We start from the raw sequence: 16,043 nt of genomic DNA, 5'->3' as shown, positions 1-16,043 counted from the left end.
TGTGAGCAAGTCTCTGCAAGCCATTCGTGGCATGAACGACATCCTGCCCGAGCAGACGCCCCTTTGGCGTCATTTCGAGGGCACTGTCTCGCGTCTGCTGGATAACTATGGTTATAAGCAGATCCGCATGCCGATCGTCGAGTTCACCGAGCTGTTCAAACGCTCCATCGGTGAAGTGACCGATATCGTCGAAAAAGAGATGTACACCTTCGACGACCGCAACGGCGATTCCCTGACGTTGCGCCCTGAAGGCACGGCGGCCTGCGTGCGTGCGGTGCTCGAACACGGCATCACTGGCGGTGGCCAAGTGCAGAAACTCTGGTACATCGGCCCGATGTTCCGCCACGAACGTCCGCAAAAAGGTCGTTATCGCCAGTTTCATCAGATTGGTTGCGAGGTGTTCAACCTAGACGGTCCGGACATCGACGCCGAGCTGATCGTGCTGACCTGGCGCCTGTGGGGCGAGTTGGGCATTCGTGATGCGGTCAAACTGGAACTCAATAGCCTGGGCACCAGCGAGTCTCGCGGTCGTTACCGTGAAGCGCTGGTCGAGTTCCTTTCGGCCCACCTGGACAAACTGGATGAAGACAGCCAGCGCCGTCTGAAAACCAACCCTTTACGGGTTCTCGACACCAAGAACGCCGACACCCAAGCCGTATTGGTTGACGCGCCCAAGATGGCCGACTATCTGGACGAAGAGTCCCGCGAGCATTTTGAGGGCCTCAAGGCTCGCCTCGATGCGGCCGGCATTCCTTACGTGATCAACCCGAAGCTGGTGCGCGGGCTGGATTACTACAGCAAGACCGTTTTCGAATGGGTCACTGATAAGTTGGGCGCCCAGGGCACTGTGTGTGCCGGTGGTCGTTACGACGGCCTGGTGGAGCAAATGGGCGGCAAGCCGACCCCAGGCGTTGGTTTTGCAATGGGCATCGAGCGTCTGGTGTTGTTGCTCGAAACCCTGGAGCAGATCCCGCACGAAATTTCGCGTCAGGTCGATGTCTATCTCTGCGCCTTCGGTGAGGCTGCCGAACTGGCAGGTCTGGTGTTGAGCGAACGTGTTCGTGATCAGTTGCCCAACCTGCGCTTGCAAGTCAATGCCGGCGCTGGCAGCTTCAAAAGCCAATTCAAGAAGGCCGACAAGAGCGGTGCGTTGTATGCGCTGATCCTCGGTGACGACGAAATGGCCCAGCAAGTGGTAGGTTTCAAACCCCTGCGTGGCCAGGGCGAACAACAAAGTATTGCCTGGGATGCGCTCGCAGCACACCTGGCCACCTGCGTCGTGCAGGGTTGAAGCTGTCAAACAGCCGATTTAGCGATTAAGGAGTATTGGGGTGTCGAGTACCGAAGACGAACAGATGGCGGATTTGAAAGACTGGTGGACACGTAACGGCAAGCCCCTGGTCACTGGCGGCCTGTTGGCGCTAGTCATCGTGTTCGGCTGGCAGGCCTTTCACAAGTATCAGAGCAATCAGTCGCAGGGCGCCTCGATTCTCTATCAGCAACTGCTGGAAACCACGCTGACGCCTGATGGCAAGCCCGACGCGGCACGTGTTTCGGACCTGGCTGGCAAGCTCAACAGTGAGTTCGGTGGCAGCGACTACGCGCAATACGGTGGTTTGTTCGTGGCGAAAGTCGCTGTCGACAGCGGCAAGCTCGACGACGCAGCCACTCAATTGAAAGCCATTACCGACAAACCGGCTAACCCGACGCTGGGCGAGATTGCCCGTCAGCGGCTGGCGCAGGTATTGGCCGCGCAGAACAAGGCCGATGAAGCCTTGAAATTGCTGGAAGGTGATGCCGACACGGCGTTCCTGGCCACTCGCGAAGAGCTTAAAGGCGACTTGCTGGTGCAGTTGGGTCGTACCGACGAAGCGAACAAGGCTTATCAAAAAGCCAAGGCAGCCCTGTCTGACGAAGCGGCAGTCGGCGGCCTACAAATCAAGCTGGACGACCTGGCCAAAGGGGATGCGTGACGTGATTCGTTGGAAACATGCAGCATTGCTGGCCCTGGCCTTGTTGGCCGCGGGTTGCAGCAGCAACAGCAAAAAAGAATTGCCGCCGGCCGAACTGGTCGACTTCAAGGAAGAAGTAGTCCTGCACAAGCAGTGGAGTCGTTCGATCGGTGACGGTCAGGGCGAAACCTATAACATGCTGGTTCCTGCGATCGATGGCGATACCATTTATGCCGCTGACGTAACCGGTGTCGTGGTCTCGATGGATCGCATGACTGGCGACGTCAAATGGAAGAAAGATCTCGACCTGCCTGTGTCTGGCGCCGTTGGCGTCGGTTACGGTCTGGTCATGATCGGTACGCTCAAGGGTGAAATCGTTGCCCTGGACGCCAGCAGTGGCGAAGAGAAATGGCGCGCTCGCGTGTCCAGTGAAGTCCTCGCGCCGCCCGCCAACAACGGCGACGTTGTGGTGGTTCAGACTCAGGATGACCGCCTTATCGGTCTGGATGCCTCCACCGGCAACCAGCGCTGGTTGTATGACAGCACGCCTGCGGTCCTGACGTTGCGTGGCACCAGTGCTCCGGTTGTGACCAACCGCCTCGCGGTGGCAGGTTTGTCGACAGGTAAAGTGGTCGCTCTCGATATTTCCAACGGCGTGCCGGTATGGGAACAACGGATTGCGATTCCACAAGGTCGTTCTGAACTGGAGCGTGTGGTCGACATCGACGGCGGTTTGCTGTTGTCTGGCGGTACGCTGTATGTGGCCAGCTACCAGGGTCGTGTTTCGGCACTGGACCTGGAAAGCGGTCGCCAGCTCTGGCAGCGTGATGCTTCGAGCTACGCGGGTCTGGCCCAGGGTTTCGGCAGCGTTTACATAAGCCTGTCGTCTGGCACCGTTGAAGCGGTTGACGAGCGTTCGACCACTGCGTTGTGGAACAACGAATCGTTGGCTCGTCGTCAGTTGTCGGCGCCGGAAGTGTTCTCCAGCTACGTTGCAGTCGGCGATATGGAAGGCTACCTGCACCTGATGAGCCAGGTGGACGGTCGCTTCGTCGGCCGCGAGCGCATCGACAGCGACGGCCTTCGTGCCCGTCCGCTGGTGGTGGGTGACATGATTTATGTGTTTGGTAACAGCGGCAAACTGGAAGCCCTGACCATCAAGTAACGACTATGCTTGGGGTTTACCCCCCAAGCGGCCTTGCTCTGCAAGGCTCGTAGCGCTTTCCAGCGCTGCCCCGAGCACCAGCCGCTGCCTCGCAGCGGCTTTTGTATTTTCTGAAATAACGAAGTGGAGAGCCGCATGGTTCCCGTAATCGCCCTGGTGGGCCGACCGAACGTCGGCAAGTCCACCTTGTTCAACCGCCTGACCAGGACTCGCGACGCTATTGTCGGCGACTTGTCCGGTCTGACCCGTGATCGCCAATACGGTGAGGCCAAGTGGCAAGGGCGTTCCTACATTCTGGTCGACACCGGCGGTATCTCCGGTGACGAGCACGGTATGGACGAAAAAATGGCCGAGCAGTCGCTGCTGGCCATTGAAGAAGCCGATGTCGTTCTGTTCCTGGTAGATGCCAAGGCCGGTTTTACCGCCGCCGACCAGATGATCGCCGAGCATTTGCGCAAACGTAACAAGCGTTCTTACGTGGTTGCCAACAAGGTCGACAACATCGACCCTGAAATGGCCCGCGCTGAGTTCGCTCCGTTGGGCATGGGGCACGCGATTCCGGTCGCCGGTGCCCATGGTCGTGGCATCACCCAGATGCTGGAAATCGCCCTGAGCGATTTCCCGAAAGACGACGAAGAGCCGGAAGACGGCGAAGAAGAGATCGTTGCCGAAGGCGAGGAAGCCAAGCGCATTCCTGGTCCAAGTGAAAAAGACGGGATCAAGATCGCCATCATCGGCCGTCCGAACGTGGGCAAGTCGACGCTGGTCAATCGCATGCTCGGTGAAGACCGGGTTATCGTTTATGACGAGCCAGGCACCACCCGCGACAGCATCTACATCCCGTTCACTCGTAACGACGAGAAGTACACGCTGATCGACACCGCCGGTGTGCGCAAGCGCGGCAAGATCCACGAAGAAGTCGAAAAATTCTCCGTGGTCAAAACCCTGCAAGCGATCAAAGACGCCAACGTGGTGATCTTTGTGATGGATGCCCGCGAAGGCGTGGTGGATCACGACCTCAACTTGCTGGGCTTTGCCATTGAGGCGGGTCGTGCGTTGGTGATTGCGATCAACAAGTGGGACGGCATGACGCCGAGTGAGCGCGACTTCGTGAAAGTCGAGCTGCAACGTCGACTGTTCTTTGTCGACTTCGCCGACATCCACTTCATCTCGGCCCTGCATGGCACTGGCGTGGGCAACCTCTACGCGTCGGTACAGAACTCGTTCAAGTCCGCGGTCACCCGCTGGCCGACTAACCGCCTGACCCAGATTCTGGAAGATGCGGTTGGCGAGCATGCGCCGCCGATGGTCAACAACCGCCGGATCAAGCTGCGTTATGCCCACTTGGGTGGTGCCAACCCGCCGATCATCGTGATCCACGGTAACCAGATCGAGAAGGTACCGAAGTCTTACGTCCGCTACCTGGAAAACACTTACCGTCGTGTCTTGAAGCTGGTCGGTACGCCGATCCGCATCGAGTTCAAGGGCGGCGAGAACCCATACGAAAGCAAAAAGAACTCGCTCACCGACCGTCAGGTCAACAAGAAGCGGCGGATGATGACTCACCACAAGAAAGCCGAGAAGAAGCGTAAAGATAAACGCTGACCCATGGCTGGCCTGATTCCCACAGGATCGGGTTCAAGAAAGGGCGCTTAAGGCGCCCTTTTTTTATGGGCGCCGTTTGGGCTATCCTCGGGCCTTCCCGCGCCGCCGTTAGAGCCGGGGGCAGAGCAGGGAATCACCGATGATCACCAGTAAGTTGCCGAATGTCGGCGTCACTATCTTCACCCAGATGTCTCAGCTCGCTGCGCAAACCGGCGCGATCAACCTGTCCCAGGGTTTTCCCGATTTTGATGGCCCGCAGGCCCTGCGGGATGCAGTCGGTCGCCATATTGCCAATGGCCACAACCAATATTCTCCGATGACCGGCTTGCCGGCCTTGCGTCAGCAGATTGCGGCGAAGATTGCCCGCAGCTATGGCGCTCATGTCGATGCCGACCATGAAGTGACGGTGACCCCCGGCGCCACTCAGGCGATCTTCTGTGCGATTCAGGCGGTTATCCACAGCGGCGATGAAGTGATTGTGTTCGACCCGTGCTACGACAGCTATGAGCCAGCGGTCGAACTGGCCGGTGGCCGTTGCATGCACGTTCAACTGGGTCTCAACGACTTCGCCATCGACTTCCAGAAGCTCGCTGAGGTGCTGAGCCCGCGCACGCGGATGATCATTCTCAATACGCCGCATAACCCCAGTGGTGCGTTGATCAGCCGTGCTGAGCTGGACCAGTTGGCAACGTTGATCCGCGACCGTGACATTTATCTGATCAGCGACGAGGTCTATGAACACCTGGTGTTCGACGGCGTGCCCCACGTCAGTGTGTTGGCCCACGAAGAACTGTATAAACGCGCGTTCGTGGTCAGTTCATTCGGCAAGACTTATCACGTCACAGGCTGGAAAACCGGCTATGTTGTTGCACCACCGGCCCTCACGGCGGAGCTGCGCAAAGTGCATCAGTACGTCAGTTTTTGCGGTGTGACGCCGCTGCAATATGCCTTGGCTGACTACATGGCCGAGCACCCGGAGCACGTTGAAGAACTGCCGGATTTCTATCAGGCCAAGCGCGACCTGTTCTGCGATTTGCTGGCACCTTCGCGCTTCAGTTTTACTCGGGTGAGGGGCACCTATTTCCAGCTGGTCGATTACTCACAGATTCGCCCGGACCTCAATGATGTCGAAATGTCCCTGTGGATGACCCGCGAACACGGCGTCGCGAGCATCCCGGTGTCGGTGTTCTACCAACAACCCCCCGAAGGCCAGCGTCTGGTACGGCTATGTTTTGCCAAACGTGAGGAGACCCTGCGTGAAGCTGCGGAAAAACTATGCGTGATCTGAGTGCGCTGCCTAACCTGAACATTGCGCTGATCCAGACCACGCTGGCCTGGCACGACCGCCAGGCCAATCTAGAGCACTTCGAGCAGTTGCTGGAACAAGCCCGCGGCGCGGACCTGATCATCCTGCCAGAGATGTTCACCACCGGGTTTTCCATGCAGTCGGAGACCCTCGCCGAATCGGAAAATGGCCCTACTACTAAGTGGCTGAAAGTTCAGGCCGCGAGGCTGGATGCTGTGATCACCGGCAGTGTGATCGTCCAGGCCGCCGATGGCAGTCATCGCAATCGACTGCTTTGGGCGCGACCGGACGGGGAGGTGCTGCATTACGACAAGCGCCACCTGTTTCGCATGGCGGGGGAGCATAACCACTACACCCCTGGCGAGCGCCAGGTGCAGTTCGAACTCAAGGGCTGGCGCGTGCGGCCACTGATTTGCTACGACTTACGGTTCCCGGTCTGGAGTCGTGATGCTCAGGACACGGACCTGTTGCTGTACACCGCCAACTGGCCGGGTGCGCGGCGCCAGCACTGGAACCGGTTGTTGCCGGCCAGGGCGATTGAAAATCTGTGTTATGTCGCAGCGGTAAACCGAATCGGCACTGACGGTAAGGGCTTTTCCTACACCGGTGACAGTCAGGTGCTGGATTTTCAGGGCGAGACGTTGCTCAGTGCCGGCGAGGCAGATGGGGTATTTGAGGTGGTGTTGGAAGCGGCGGAACTGGCGGCTTATCGCACACGGTTTCCGGCGAATCTGGATGCCGACACCTTTGAGCTCACGTAACCGATCAGCGTCCACGCTGAGCCTAGGAATGAAGAAAGGCCCCAAGGTTCGCACCGTGGGGCCTTTTGCGTCGCGGCAATCGATTACGCCGCTTTTGCTTCCGGCTGGCTCAGCGAGCGGTTCAGTGCGCTGAACAGTGCCTTGAAGCTGGCGGTGGTGATGTTTTCATCGATACCCACGCCATGCACCGCACGCTGGCCGTCAACGCGCAGTTCAATGTAGGCCGCTGCCTTGGCGTTGGTGCCCGCGCCGATGGCGTGTTCGTTGTAGTCCATGATTTCTACCGGAATCGGCAGGCCGGCCACCAGCGCTTCCAGAGCACCGTTGCCCTTGCCGCGCCAGTGCAGGTTGGTTTCGCCCTGGCCTTTGCCCGAGACTTCCACTTCCACGGCACTATTGCCGTTTTCTTCTTGCAAGCGATGGCTGACCAGCGCGTAGGGGGTGTTGGCCTGCAAGTATTCGCTGTGAAGCAGCGCGTGGATTTGCTGGGCCGTCATTTCCAGACCCAGGCGATCGGTTTCGCGTTGCACGACCTGGCTGAATTCGATCTGCATGCGACGCGGCAAGCTGATGCCGTATTCCTGCTCCAGCAGGTAGGCGATACCGCCCTTGCCCGACTGGCTATTGACGCGAATTACCGCCTCGTAGCTGCGGCCGATGTCGGCCGGGTCGATCGGCAAGTAAGGGACTTCCCACAGCGTGTCAGGCTTCTGCTGGGCGAAGCCTTTGCGGATAGCGTCCTGGTGCGAGCCGGAGAATGCGGTGTGTACCAGGTCGCCCACGTAAGGGTGGCGCGGGTGTACCGGAATCTGGTTGCACTCTTCGACAACTTTGCGCACGCCGTCGATGTCGGAGAAGTCCAGTTCAGGGTGAATGCCCTGGGTGTAGAGGTTCAACGCCACGGTCACAAGATCGACGTTGCCGGTGCGCTCGCCGTTGCCGAACAGGCAGCCTTCGACACGGTCTGCGCCGGCCATCAGGCCCAATTCAGTGGCGGCCACGCCGGTGCCACGGTCGTTGTGGGTGTGCAGGCTGATGATCACGCTGTCACGACGGTTGATGTGGCGGCCGAACCATTCGATCTGGTCGGCGTAGATGTTCGGTGTAGCGCATTCAACGGTGGCAGGCAGGTTGAGGATCACCTTGTGCTCAGGCGTCGGGTTCCAGACGTCGATCACCGCATCGCACACTTCCTTGGCGAACTCCAGTTCAGTGGCGCTGAAGGTTTCCGGCGAGTATTCGAAGGTCCACTGGGTGTCCGGCTGCAGGGCGGCGTATTTGACGAACAGCTTGGCGGCGTTCACGGCGATGGCCTTAATCCCGTCCTTGTCCTGGTTAAAGACAATGCGGCGGAAAGAAGGGGACGTCGCGTTGTACAGGTGAACGATGGCTTTTTTCGCGCCGCGCAGCGATTCAAACGTGCGCTCGATCAAATCTTCACGGCCTTGGGTCAGCACCTGAATCGTGGTGTCGTCCGGGATGTGGCCGTCTTCGATCAGCGTGCGCACGAAGTCGAAGTCAGTTTGCGACGCCGCCGGGAACGAGGCTTCGATTTCTTTCACGCCTACCGACACCAGCGTTTTCCAGAAGCGCAGCTTCTTGACCGCGTCCATCGGCTCGATCAGCGACTGGTTACCGTCACGCAGGTCCGAGCTGCACCAGATCGGCGCGGCAGTAATAGTCTTCGACGGCCAAGTGCGGTCCGGGATGTCGATGGTTGGGAATGCACGGTACTTCGAAGACGGGTCTTTGAGCATGCTCATCGGAAAATCCTTAGTGTGTGGGCCGAAAAAAGGCGGCCTGCCGGTGGATCAAAAGTGCGTGAGGAAACGTGTCAGACGAGGCACCGCGATTCAGCCTGGCAGTCGCGCACTGACGAGGCACAGGCTGAGGTGCTGGCGAAGCTGAATGAGGGTGTGAGAGGTTTTCATGCCCTCAACCCTAACCGCGAGGGTGAAGGATGGCAAGCGGTCGAAAATCTTTGAGAGGAATCCTCGAAAAGGCGAATCTATCGAGATTTTATTGCTGTGAAGGACGACGATTGTTTTGATGTTTGCGCGAGGTTAGAGCTGGGCGCAATTGAGGGTGTGCCAGCAACGGATTCTTTTCATTGCCTGTTACATCGTCGTCGCGGGCAAGCCCGCGGTGCCGGAGGTTGGGTGTGAACACAGATTTTGTGTCCATCCGGCCTTCAACGTGGGGGCGGGCTTGTGCGCGAAGAGGCGAGTCGGCTCAACGACGGTTTACGGCTGAAACGCCCCAATAAAAATCGCCGGATCAACCCGCGCATCATTCAGGCTAACGTTCCAGTGCATATGGGGCCCGGTCGCGCGTCCGGTCGAGCCCACTTTACCGACCACTGCGCCACGCGCCAGTTGTTGCCCGACCTTCACATCGATTTTCGACAGGTGACAGAACATGCTGATGAAGCCCTGTCCATGGTCGACAAACACCGTGTTGCCGTTGAAGAAATAATTGCCGATCAGGATCACCTTGCCCACTGCTGGCGTCTTGATCGGTGTGCCGGCCGGTACGGCAAAGTCCAGGCCCGCGTGAGGATTGCGCTCTTCGCCATTAAAAAATCGGCGCACGCCGAATTTACTCGACAGCGGCCCGTTGACCGGTTTATCCAGCAGCAGATTGCTCGGAGTATTTGGACTGAAACTGCGGTAAGCCTGAATCTGTTCGGCCAGTTCGCCGTCGATACGCTTGAGGTCCGCCGGATTCGGGTTGACCTGGCGCGTGTTTTTCAAGGTGATGTGCTGTTCTGGGTATTTTTTGTTGCCGACAGTGAACGTCAGAAGACGGCCGCTGCTGCTGACTTGCTGAGTGCCCGGTTTGACCGTCAAGGGTACGCCGACAATCGCCAGCCAATTGTTCTGCTCTTTGACCACCAGTACCGGTTTGTCCTGATACGTGGCTTTCGGCGCCTGGGTAGCGGAACCCAAGTCCACTACTGCCACACCGCCCGGCACTGGTTTGTTCAGCAGGCGAGTGATGTAGCTGTCAGCGTGGGCATTGAAGGCCAGGCACAGCAGAAGCAAGGGAGCTAAAAAACGCGGCATGAATCAGTCCAGTAGAGAGAGGGTGACAGGCGTCAGGTGATTGTCTTCGACTCGCACGTGCAATTCGCCTTCGCCGAGCTTGGCTTTCAGGCGCTGGCCGGTATGGGTCTGCTCGGCGTTGCGGATCGCGTTGCCACGCTCGTCCAGCAGAATGCTGTAGCCACGGCCCAACGTTGCCAGCGGGCTGACGACATGCAGCGTTTGCACCTGACTTTGCAGTTGCTGGCGGCGACCTTTGAGGCTTTCGCGCATGGCCCGCGGCAGGCGTGCGGCGAGGCTGTCGAGGCGTTGCCGGAGCATCGCCAGTTGCCGTCCCGGATGTTGCCCGGCAAGGCGAGTCTCCAGACGGATCAAGCGTTCGCGGCGGGTATTGAGGCTGCGTTCAAACGCGCGGCGTATGCGCATGTCCAGATCGTCCAGGCGCTGCGCTTGTTGACGAAGGCGCTCGCCGGGATGGCGCAGGCGACGGGACATGCCTTCCAGGCGCAGGCGATCTCGCATTAAACGATCACGGATACGCATCACTAGACGGCGATGCAGGCTTTCGACTCGACGCACCAGATCACTGGAATCCGGCGCTAGCAGCTCGGCTGCCGCAGACGGCGTCGGTGCGCGAACGTCGGCCACGAAGTCACTGATCGAGACATCGGTTTCGTGGCCAATGGCGCTGACAATTGGCGTCACGCAGGCGTCCACGGCACGGGCCACCGCTTCTTCGTTGAAACACCAGAGGTCTTCCAGCGAACCGCCGCCACGGGCCAGGATCAACGCGTCGAAGCCGCGGGCATCCGCCAGCTTTAGCGCACGGACGATCTGTGCGGTGGCTTCGCGACCTTGCACCGCGGTGGGGATCAGTGTCAGTTGGACTTGGGGGGCGCGGCGGCGGAACACGCTGATGATGTCGCGAATCACCGCACCGGTGGGGGAGCTGATGATGCCGATGCGTTGTGGGTGGGCCGGCAGCGCAACTTTGCGTTCGGCACTGAACAAGCCTTCGGCGCTGAGCTTTTCCTTCAACGCATCGAAGGCCAGCCGCAACGCACCCTCACCAGCCGGCTCTACGGTGTCGAGGATCAACTGGTAGTCGCCACGGCCCTCGAACAGCGAAACCTTGCCGCGTACCCTGACCGCCAGCCCATCTTTCAGCGCCTGTCGCACCCGCGCGGCATTCTGTCGAAACAGTGCGCAACGGACCTGTGCGCCACTGTCCTTGAGGGTGAAGTACACGTGCCCCGACGCCGGGCGGGCGAGGTTGGAGATTTCTCCTTCGACCCAGATATTACTGAACACGTCTTCGAGCAACACCCGCGCGCGGCCGTTGAGCTGGCTGACAGTCAGCACTTCCCGGTCCAGGCCGAGTCTTGCAAAAGGATCTTTAATCATGGGGCGCAGTTTAAAGGCATTCTGTGATCAATCTCCATGAGCCAGCGAAAATCCTGTGGGGCGAGCGTGCAATTTAGAATCTCCCGCCGGTGTAAATCCAGCTTCAGTGTTCAAGGACGATGTACCCATGAATGTGTTTGAGTTGTTGAGCCAATGGCCGTTCGGTGCTGTGGATTGGCTGGTGATAGGGCTGGGTATCGTCCTGGCGTATATCGTGTTCGGCATTGCCGGGTTTGGCACGGCGCTGGTGGCGGGGCCGATATTGATCCTGTTCATGCCGTTGTCGAAAATCGTGCCGCTGTTGGTGCTGCTGGATTTCGTGGCGGCGTTTGGCAATCTGCTGCCCTCGCGACGGGATGTGGTCAAACCCGAATTGCGGCGATTGCTGCCCTGCATGGCCATCGGATGCACGCTGGGTGTAATTTTTCTGCTGAACCTCAAGTCCGATTTATTGCTGCTGTTGATGGGGCTGTTTATTAGTGGTTATGCGCTGTACAGCTTGTGGGGCAAAACCCGTTCGACGCAGATGGCCGCTGGCTGGGCGGTGCCGATGGGGATCGTGGGTGGGATGTTTGGGGCGTTGTTTGGCAGTGGTGGTTTTTTATACGCCATTTATTTGAACAGTCGATTACCCAAGGACGCGGCCCGGGCGACCCAAAGTGCGCTGATCAGTTGCAGCACCGTGGTGCGTTTAAGTCTGTTTGCCATCGCCGGGGTCTATGCCGAGCTAACCTTGTGGGTGCTGGCGCTGTGTTTGATGCCGGCCATGGCGCTGGGGCTGTGGGTCGGCCGGCGGTTGACCTCAAGATTGTCCCGCGAAGCTTTTGTGCGGCTGGTGACCTGGCTGGTACTGGTCAGCGGGATTGCCCTGATCGGGCGGTATTTGAGTGCTTGACCTGAGAGTGTCAGGGATTAAGCTGCCAGCCGCAGCTCCCACAAGGGTGATCATTCAGTATTTACAGGCTTGCACCATGAATTCGCAAAGTATCATCGTCCCGAAAATTTCTACCCTGCCGGTACACGAACCCCGGGCCCGGGCGGTTGTGCGATGGCTGGTACGCAAGAATATTGTCAAAGAAGAACTCACCACGTGCGGGCGCACCGGTAACCGTATGGGTCATGCACTGGCCGATGGCGCCCGGGCGGTGGTCCTGCACCCGGAAGCGCTGCCGTTCGGTGAGCCGGTCAATGGCCTCGAGATCATCACCAAGCGCTGTATCTATACGCCGGCCAAGGGCTTTCTTGAAGAGGCGGGCTGCGCCGAGTGCCGCAAGGAAGTCGGCGAAGCGCTGTTCGACAGCCTGGAAGACTGGATGCCGGGGCGCACCGATAATTTCATCTGCCCCGAATGCGGGCATGAAGATGACATCAATGGGTTTCTGTTTTTGCAGGAATGCGGCTTTTCCAACCTTGGCTTCATCTTCAATAACTGGGCCGAGGCCGGGTTCAAGCAGCGCTTCATCGATGAATTTGCCGATTGGCTTGATCAGCCTGTCAGTTGGGTGAAAGTCGAGCTGTAGGCCCTGACAAATCCCGTATGTCAGTAATGCCAATAATAGACAGAGTTTTACATTGAACCCGAGGGGGTGTCTGAATATAATGGCGCGCTTCCATTTTCCCGCTCGGGAGCCCCCGCGATGCTGCGTATCAGCCAAGAAGCTCTGACATTCGACGACATTCTCCTCGTGCCCGGTTATTCCGAGGTGCTTCCTAACGAAGTCAGTCTCAAGACCCGCCTAACCCGTGGCATCGAGCTGAATATTCCGCTGGTTTCTGCCGCTATGGACACCGTTACTGAAGCCCGGCTGGCAATCGCCATGGCTCAGGAAGGTGGCATCGGCATCATCCACAAGAACATGACCATCGAGCAGCAAGCTGCCGAAGTCCGTAAGGTCAAGCGTTACGAAGCCGGCGTGGTCAAGGACCCGATTACCATCGAGGCTGACGCCACGGTTCGTGATCTGTTCGAACTGACCCGCATGCACAATATCTCCGGCGTTCCGGTCCTGCACGATGGCGACCTCGTCGGTATTGTGACCTCTCGTGACGTGCGCTTCGAAACCCGCCTGGATGCCACCGTCCGTGAAGTGATGACGCCTAAAGAGCGTCTGGTTACCGTCCGTGAAGGCGCGAACAAGAACGAAGTCCGCGAGTTGCTGCATAAGCACCGCCTGGAAAAAGTCCTGATCGTCGATGACAAATTTGCCCTCAAAGGCATGATGACCGTCAAAGATATCGAAAAAGCCAAAGCCTACCCACTGGCCAGCAAAGATGATCAGGCTCGCCTGCGCGTCGGTGCTGCGGTTGGTACGGGCAAGGACACTGGCGAGCGTGTTGCGGCACTGGTTGCTGCCGGCGTTGACGTGGTGGTGGTCGACACGGCCCACGGTCACTCCAAAGGTGTGATCGAACGCGTTCGTTGGGTCAAAGACAATTTCCCTCAAGTGCAGGTCATCGGCGGCAACATCGCCACCGGTGCTGCGGCCAAGGCGCTGGTTGAAGCGGGCGCGGATGCGGTCAAAGTCGGTATTGGCCCTGGCTCGATCTGCACCACCCGTATCGTCGCCGGCGTCGGCGTACCGCAAATCAGCGCTATCGCCAACGTCGCAGCGGCCCTTGAAGGCACAGGCGTTCCGTTGATCGCCGACGGCGGTATCCGTTTCTCCGGTGACCTGTCCAAGGCCATCGTTGCCGGTGCGTCCTGCGTGATGATGGGCTCGATGTTTGCCGGTACTGAAGAAGCGCCAGGCGAGATCGAACTGTTCCAGGGTCGCTCGTACAAGGCCTACCGTGGCATGGGTTCGCTGGGCGCCATGTCCCAGGCGCAAGGTTCCTCCGACCGTTACTTTCAGGACTCCTCGGCAGGCGCCGAGAAACTGGTTCCGGAAGGTATCGAAGGGCGCGTTCCTTACAAGGGCAGCCTGAGCGCGATCATCCATCAACTGATGGGCGGCCTGCGTTCCTCGATGGGTTACACCGGCAGCGCCGACATCGAAGAAATGCGCACCAAGCCTGAGTTCGTGCGGATCACCGGCGCGGGTATGGCCGAGTCCCACGTTCACGACGTACAAATCACCAAAGAAGCGCCAAACTACCGTGTAGGTTGAGGCTTCAAGCAATATGTTAAGTAACCGGGGCTGTGCTATTCAGCCCCGAGTTGTTTCTGATTCTATTTATTCGAATTGCATAGACGAGACTGACTCATGGCCCTCGACATTCACGCTCACCGCATCCTGATCCTCGACTTCGGTTCCCAGTACACCCAGCTGATTGCTCGCCGTGTGCGTGAAATCGGCGTGTATTGCGAACTGCATCCGTTCGACATGGACGACGAAGCGATTCGCGAATTCGCGCCGAAAGGGATCATCCTTGCCGGCGGCCCCGAGTCCGTACACGTGGCCAACAGCCCGCGCGCCCCGCAAGCCGTGTTCGAGCTGGGCGTCCCAGTTTTCGGTATCTGCTACGGCATGCAGACCATGGCTGAACAGCTGGGTGGCAAGGTCGAAGGTTCCGAGTTGCGTGAGTTCGGTTATGCCCGTGTCGATGTGGTCGGTAAGAGCCGCCTGCTTGACGGCATCGAAGACCACATCGACGCTGACGGCCTGTTCGGCCTCGACGTGTGGATGAGCCACGGTGACAAGGTCACCAAAATGCCAGAAGACTTCCATGTCCTGGCCAGCACCCCGAGCTGCCCGATTGCTGGCATGTTCAACGATGCCCGTGGTTACTACGGCGTGCAGTTCCACCCTGAAGTGACCCACACCAAGCAGGGCGGGCGCATTCTGTCGCGCTTCATCCTCGACATTTGCGGCTGCGAAGCACTGTGGACGCCGTCGAAAATCGCTGAAGACGCCATCGCCAACATCCGCGCTCAGGTCGGCACCGACAACGTGTTGCTGGGTCTGTCCGGCGGTGTGGACTCTTCGGTGGTTGCCGCGTTGTTGCACAAAGCCATTGGCGACCAACTGACCTGCGTCTTCGTCGACAACGGCTTGCTGCGTCTGCACGAAGGCGAGCAAGTGATGGCCATGTTTGCCGAGAACATGGGCGTCAAAGTCATTCGTGCCAACGCCGCGGACCAGTTCCTCAACAACCTGGCCGGCGAGTCGGACCCTGAGAAGAAGCGCAAGATCATTGGTCGCACCTTCATCGACGTCTTCGATGCCGAATCCTGCAAGCTCGACAACATCAAGTACCTGGCCCAAGGGACCATCTACCCCGACGTAATCGAGTCGGCTGGCGCCAAAAGTGGCAAGGCTCACGTGATCAAGTCGCACCACAACGTGGGTGGCTTGCCGGATGAAATGAACCTCAAGCTGGTTGAGCCGCTGCGCGAGCTGTTCAAGGACGAAGTCCGTCGTCTGGGCCTGGAACTCGGCCTGCCTTACGACATGGTCTACCGTCACCCGTTCCCGGGCCCAGGCCTGGGCGTGCGGATCCTCGGAGAAGTGAAGAAGGAATACGCAGACTTGTTGCGTCGCGCTGACCACATTTTCATCGAAGAACTGCGCAAGGCTGACTGGTATCACAAAGTCAGCCAGGCGTTCGTGGTGTTCCAGCCTGTTAAATCGGTTGGCGTTGTCGGTGATGGTCGTCGTTACGCGTGGGTTGTGGCCCTGCGTGCGGTCGAAACCATCGACTTCATGACAGCGCGTTGGGCTCACCTGCCTTACGAGCTGCTGGAAACCGTCAGCGGCCGCATCATCAATGAAATCGAAGGCATCTCCCGCGTCACTTACGACGTGTCGAGCAAGCCGCCAGCGACCATTGAGTGGGAATAATCCCGCGCATGCCTTGATGGTCTGA

At 58.8% G+C, this 16,043-nt stretch carries 13 protein-coding genes; 10 read left to right on the top strand and 3 right to left on the bottom strand.

Annotated features, from left to right (window positions below):
- Window position 1: 1 nt before the first annotated feature.
- The 6 genes from hisS (at window position 2) to RHM68_RS20150 (ending at window position 6,789) form a co-directional block, all read left to right on the top strand.
- Window positions 2-1,291 (top strand): histidine--tRNA ligase, encoded by a 1,290-nt coding sequence (hisS, locus tag RHM68_RS20175; RefSeq protein WP_322218369.1) that lies wholly within the window; start codon window positions 2-4, stop codon window positions 1,289-1,291.
- A gap of 40 nt (window positions 1,292-1,331) precedes the next feature.
- Window positions 1,332-1,973, top strand: a complete 642-nt coding sequence (locus RHM68_RS20170; protein WP_322218366.1) for a tetratricopeptide repeat protein — start codon at window positions 1,332-1,334, stop codon at window positions 1,971-1,973.
- Window positions 1,966-3,117 (top strand): outer membrane protein assembly factor BamB, encoded by a 1,152-nt coding sequence (gene bamB, locus RHM68_RS20165; RefSeq protein ID WP_322218363.1) that lies wholly within the window; start codon window positions 1,966-1,968, stop codon window positions 3,115-3,117. The genes RHM68_RS20170 and bamB overlap by 8 nt, the downstream gene beginning before the upstream one ends.
- Window positions 3,118-3,252: 135 nt before the next feature.
- Window positions 3,253-4,722 (top strand): ribosome biogenesis GTPase Der, encoded by a 1,470-nt coding sequence (gene der, locus RHM68_RS20160; RefSeq protein ID WP_322218360.1) that lies wholly within the window; start codon window positions 3,253-3,255, stop codon window positions 4,720-4,722.
- A 139-nt stretch (window positions 4,723-4,861) separates the two neighbouring features.
- Window positions 4,862-6,010, top strand: a complete 1,149-nt coding sequence (locus RHM68_RS20155) for a pyridoxal phosphate-dependent aminotransferase (RefSeq protein WP_322218357.1) — start codon at window positions 4,862-4,864, stop codon at window positions 6,008-6,010.
- Window positions 5,998-6,789, top strand: a complete 792-nt coding sequence (locus tag RHM68_RS20150) for an amidohydrolase (protein WP_322218354.1) — start codon at window positions 5,998-6,000, stop codon at window positions 6,787-6,789. Before RHM68_RS20155 ends, RHM68_RS20150 begins: the two co-directional genes overlap by 13 nt.
- A gap of 83 nt (window positions 6,790-6,872) precedes the next feature.
- On the opposite strand, the gene leuA is transcribed toward RHM68_RS20150, so the two are convergent.
- The 3 genes from leuA to xseA form a co-directional block, all read right to left on the bottom strand.
- A complete protein-coding gene (gene leuA / locus RHM68_RS20145) occupies window positions 6,873-8,552 on the bottom strand; it encodes a 2-isopropylmalate synthase (protein WP_322218350.1) in 1,680 nt (559 codons plus the stop codon).
- A gap of 480 nt (window positions 8,553-9,032) precedes the next feature.
- Window positions 9,033-9,854, bottom strand: coding sequence for a peptidoglycan DD-metalloendopeptidase family protein (locus RHM68_RS20140; RefSeq protein ID WP_322218348.1), 822 nt, complete (start codon window positions 9,852-9,854; stop codon window positions 9,033-9,035).
- Between the two features lie 3 nt (window positions 9,855-9,857).
- The gene (gene xseA, locus RHM68_RS20135; protein WP_322218346.1) at window positions 9,858-11,237 is read right to left on the bottom strand and encodes an exodeoxyribonuclease VII large subunit; all 1,380 of its coding nucleotides are present in this window, start codon (window positions 11,235-11,237) and stop codon (window positions 9,858-9,860) included.
- A 127-nt stretch (window positions 11,238-11,364) separates the two neighbouring features.
- Between xseA and RHM68_RS20130 the strand changes: the two genes are divergently transcribed.
- The 4 genes from RHM68_RS20130 (at window position 11,365) to guaA (ending at window position 16,018) form a co-directional block, all read left to right on the top strand.
- Complete coding sequence (locus tag RHM68_RS20130) at window positions 11,365-12,132, top strand: sulfite exporter TauE/SafE family protein (RefSeq protein WP_322218343.1); 768 nt, start codon at window positions 11,365-11,367, stop codon at window positions 12,130-12,132.
- A 76-nt stretch (window positions 12,133-12,208) separates the two neighbouring features.
- Window positions 12,209-12,757 (top strand): sugar ABC transporter ATPase, encoded by a 549-nt coding sequence (locus tag RHM68_RS20125; RefSeq protein WP_322218339.1) that lies wholly within the window; start codon window positions 12,209-12,211, stop codon window positions 12,755-12,757.
- A gap of 117 nt (window positions 12,758-12,874) precedes the next feature.
- Complete coding sequence (guaB, locus tag RHM68_RS20120; protein WP_322218336.1) at window positions 12,875-14,344, top strand: IMP dehydrogenase; 1,470 nt, start codon at window positions 12,875-12,877, stop codon at window positions 14,342-14,344.
- 96 nt (window positions 14,345-14,440) lie between these two features.
- Window positions 14,441-16,018, top strand: coding sequence for a glutamine-hydrolyzing GMP synthase (gene guaA / locus RHM68_RS20115; protein WP_322218334.1), 1,578 nt, complete (start codon window positions 14,441-14,443; stop codon window positions 16,016-16,018).
- The last annotated feature ends 25 nt before the right edge of the window (window positions 16,019-16,043 follow it).

Origin of the sequence: Pseudomonas sp. DC1.2 (assembly GCF_034351645.1) — a bacterium.
Classification (GTDB): domain Bacteria; phylum Pseudomonadota; class Gammaproteobacteria; order Pseudomonadales; family Pseudomonadaceae; genus Aquipseudomonas.
The sequence above is the reverse complement of the archived record's forward strand: the minus strand, read 5'-3'. Positions and strand labels throughout refer to the sequence as shown.

Coding starts and splice junctions, on each gene's coding strand:
- der (WP_322218360.1), top strand. CDS start 3,253: ATGGTTCCCGTAATCGCCCTGGTGGGCCGACCGAACGTCGGCAAGTCC.
- RHM68_RS20140 (WP_322218348.1), bottom strand. CDS start 9,854: ATGCCGCGTTTTTTAGCTCCCTTGCTTCTGCTGTGCCTGGCCTTCAAT.
- bamB (WP_322218363.1), top strand. CDS start 1,966: ATGCGTGACGTGATTCGTTGGAAACATGCAGCATTGCTGGCCCTGGCC.
- RHM68_RS20150 (WP_322218354.1), top strand. CDS start 5,998: ATGCGTGATCTGAGTGCGCTGCCTAACCTGAACATTGCGCTGATCCAG.
- RHM68_RS20130 (WP_322218343.1), top strand. CDS start 11,365: ATGAATGTGTTTGAGTTGTTGAGCCAATGGCCGTTCGGTGCTGTGGAT.
- guaA (WP_322218334.1), top strand. CDS start 14,441: ATGGCCCTCGACATTCACGCTCACCGCATCCTGATCCTCGACTTCGGT.
- guaB (WP_322218336.1), top strand. CDS start 12,875: ATGCTGCGTATCAGCCAAGAAGCTCTGACATTCGACGACATTCTCCTC.
- RHM68_RS20155 (WP_322218357.1), top strand. CDS start 4,862: ATGATCACCAGTAAGTTGCCGAATGTCGGCGTCACTATCTTCACCCAG.
- RHM68_RS20125 (WP_322218339.1), top strand. CDS start 12,209: ATGAATTCGCAAAGTATCATCGTCCCGAAAATTTCTACCCTGCCGGTA.
- xseA (WP_322218346.1), bottom strand. CDS start 11,237: ATGATTAAAGATCCTTTTGCAAGACTCGGCCTGGACCGGGAAGTGCTG.
- leuA (WP_322218350.1), bottom strand. CDS start 8,552: ATGAGCATGCTCAAAGACCCGTCTTCGAAGTACCGTGCATTCCCAACC.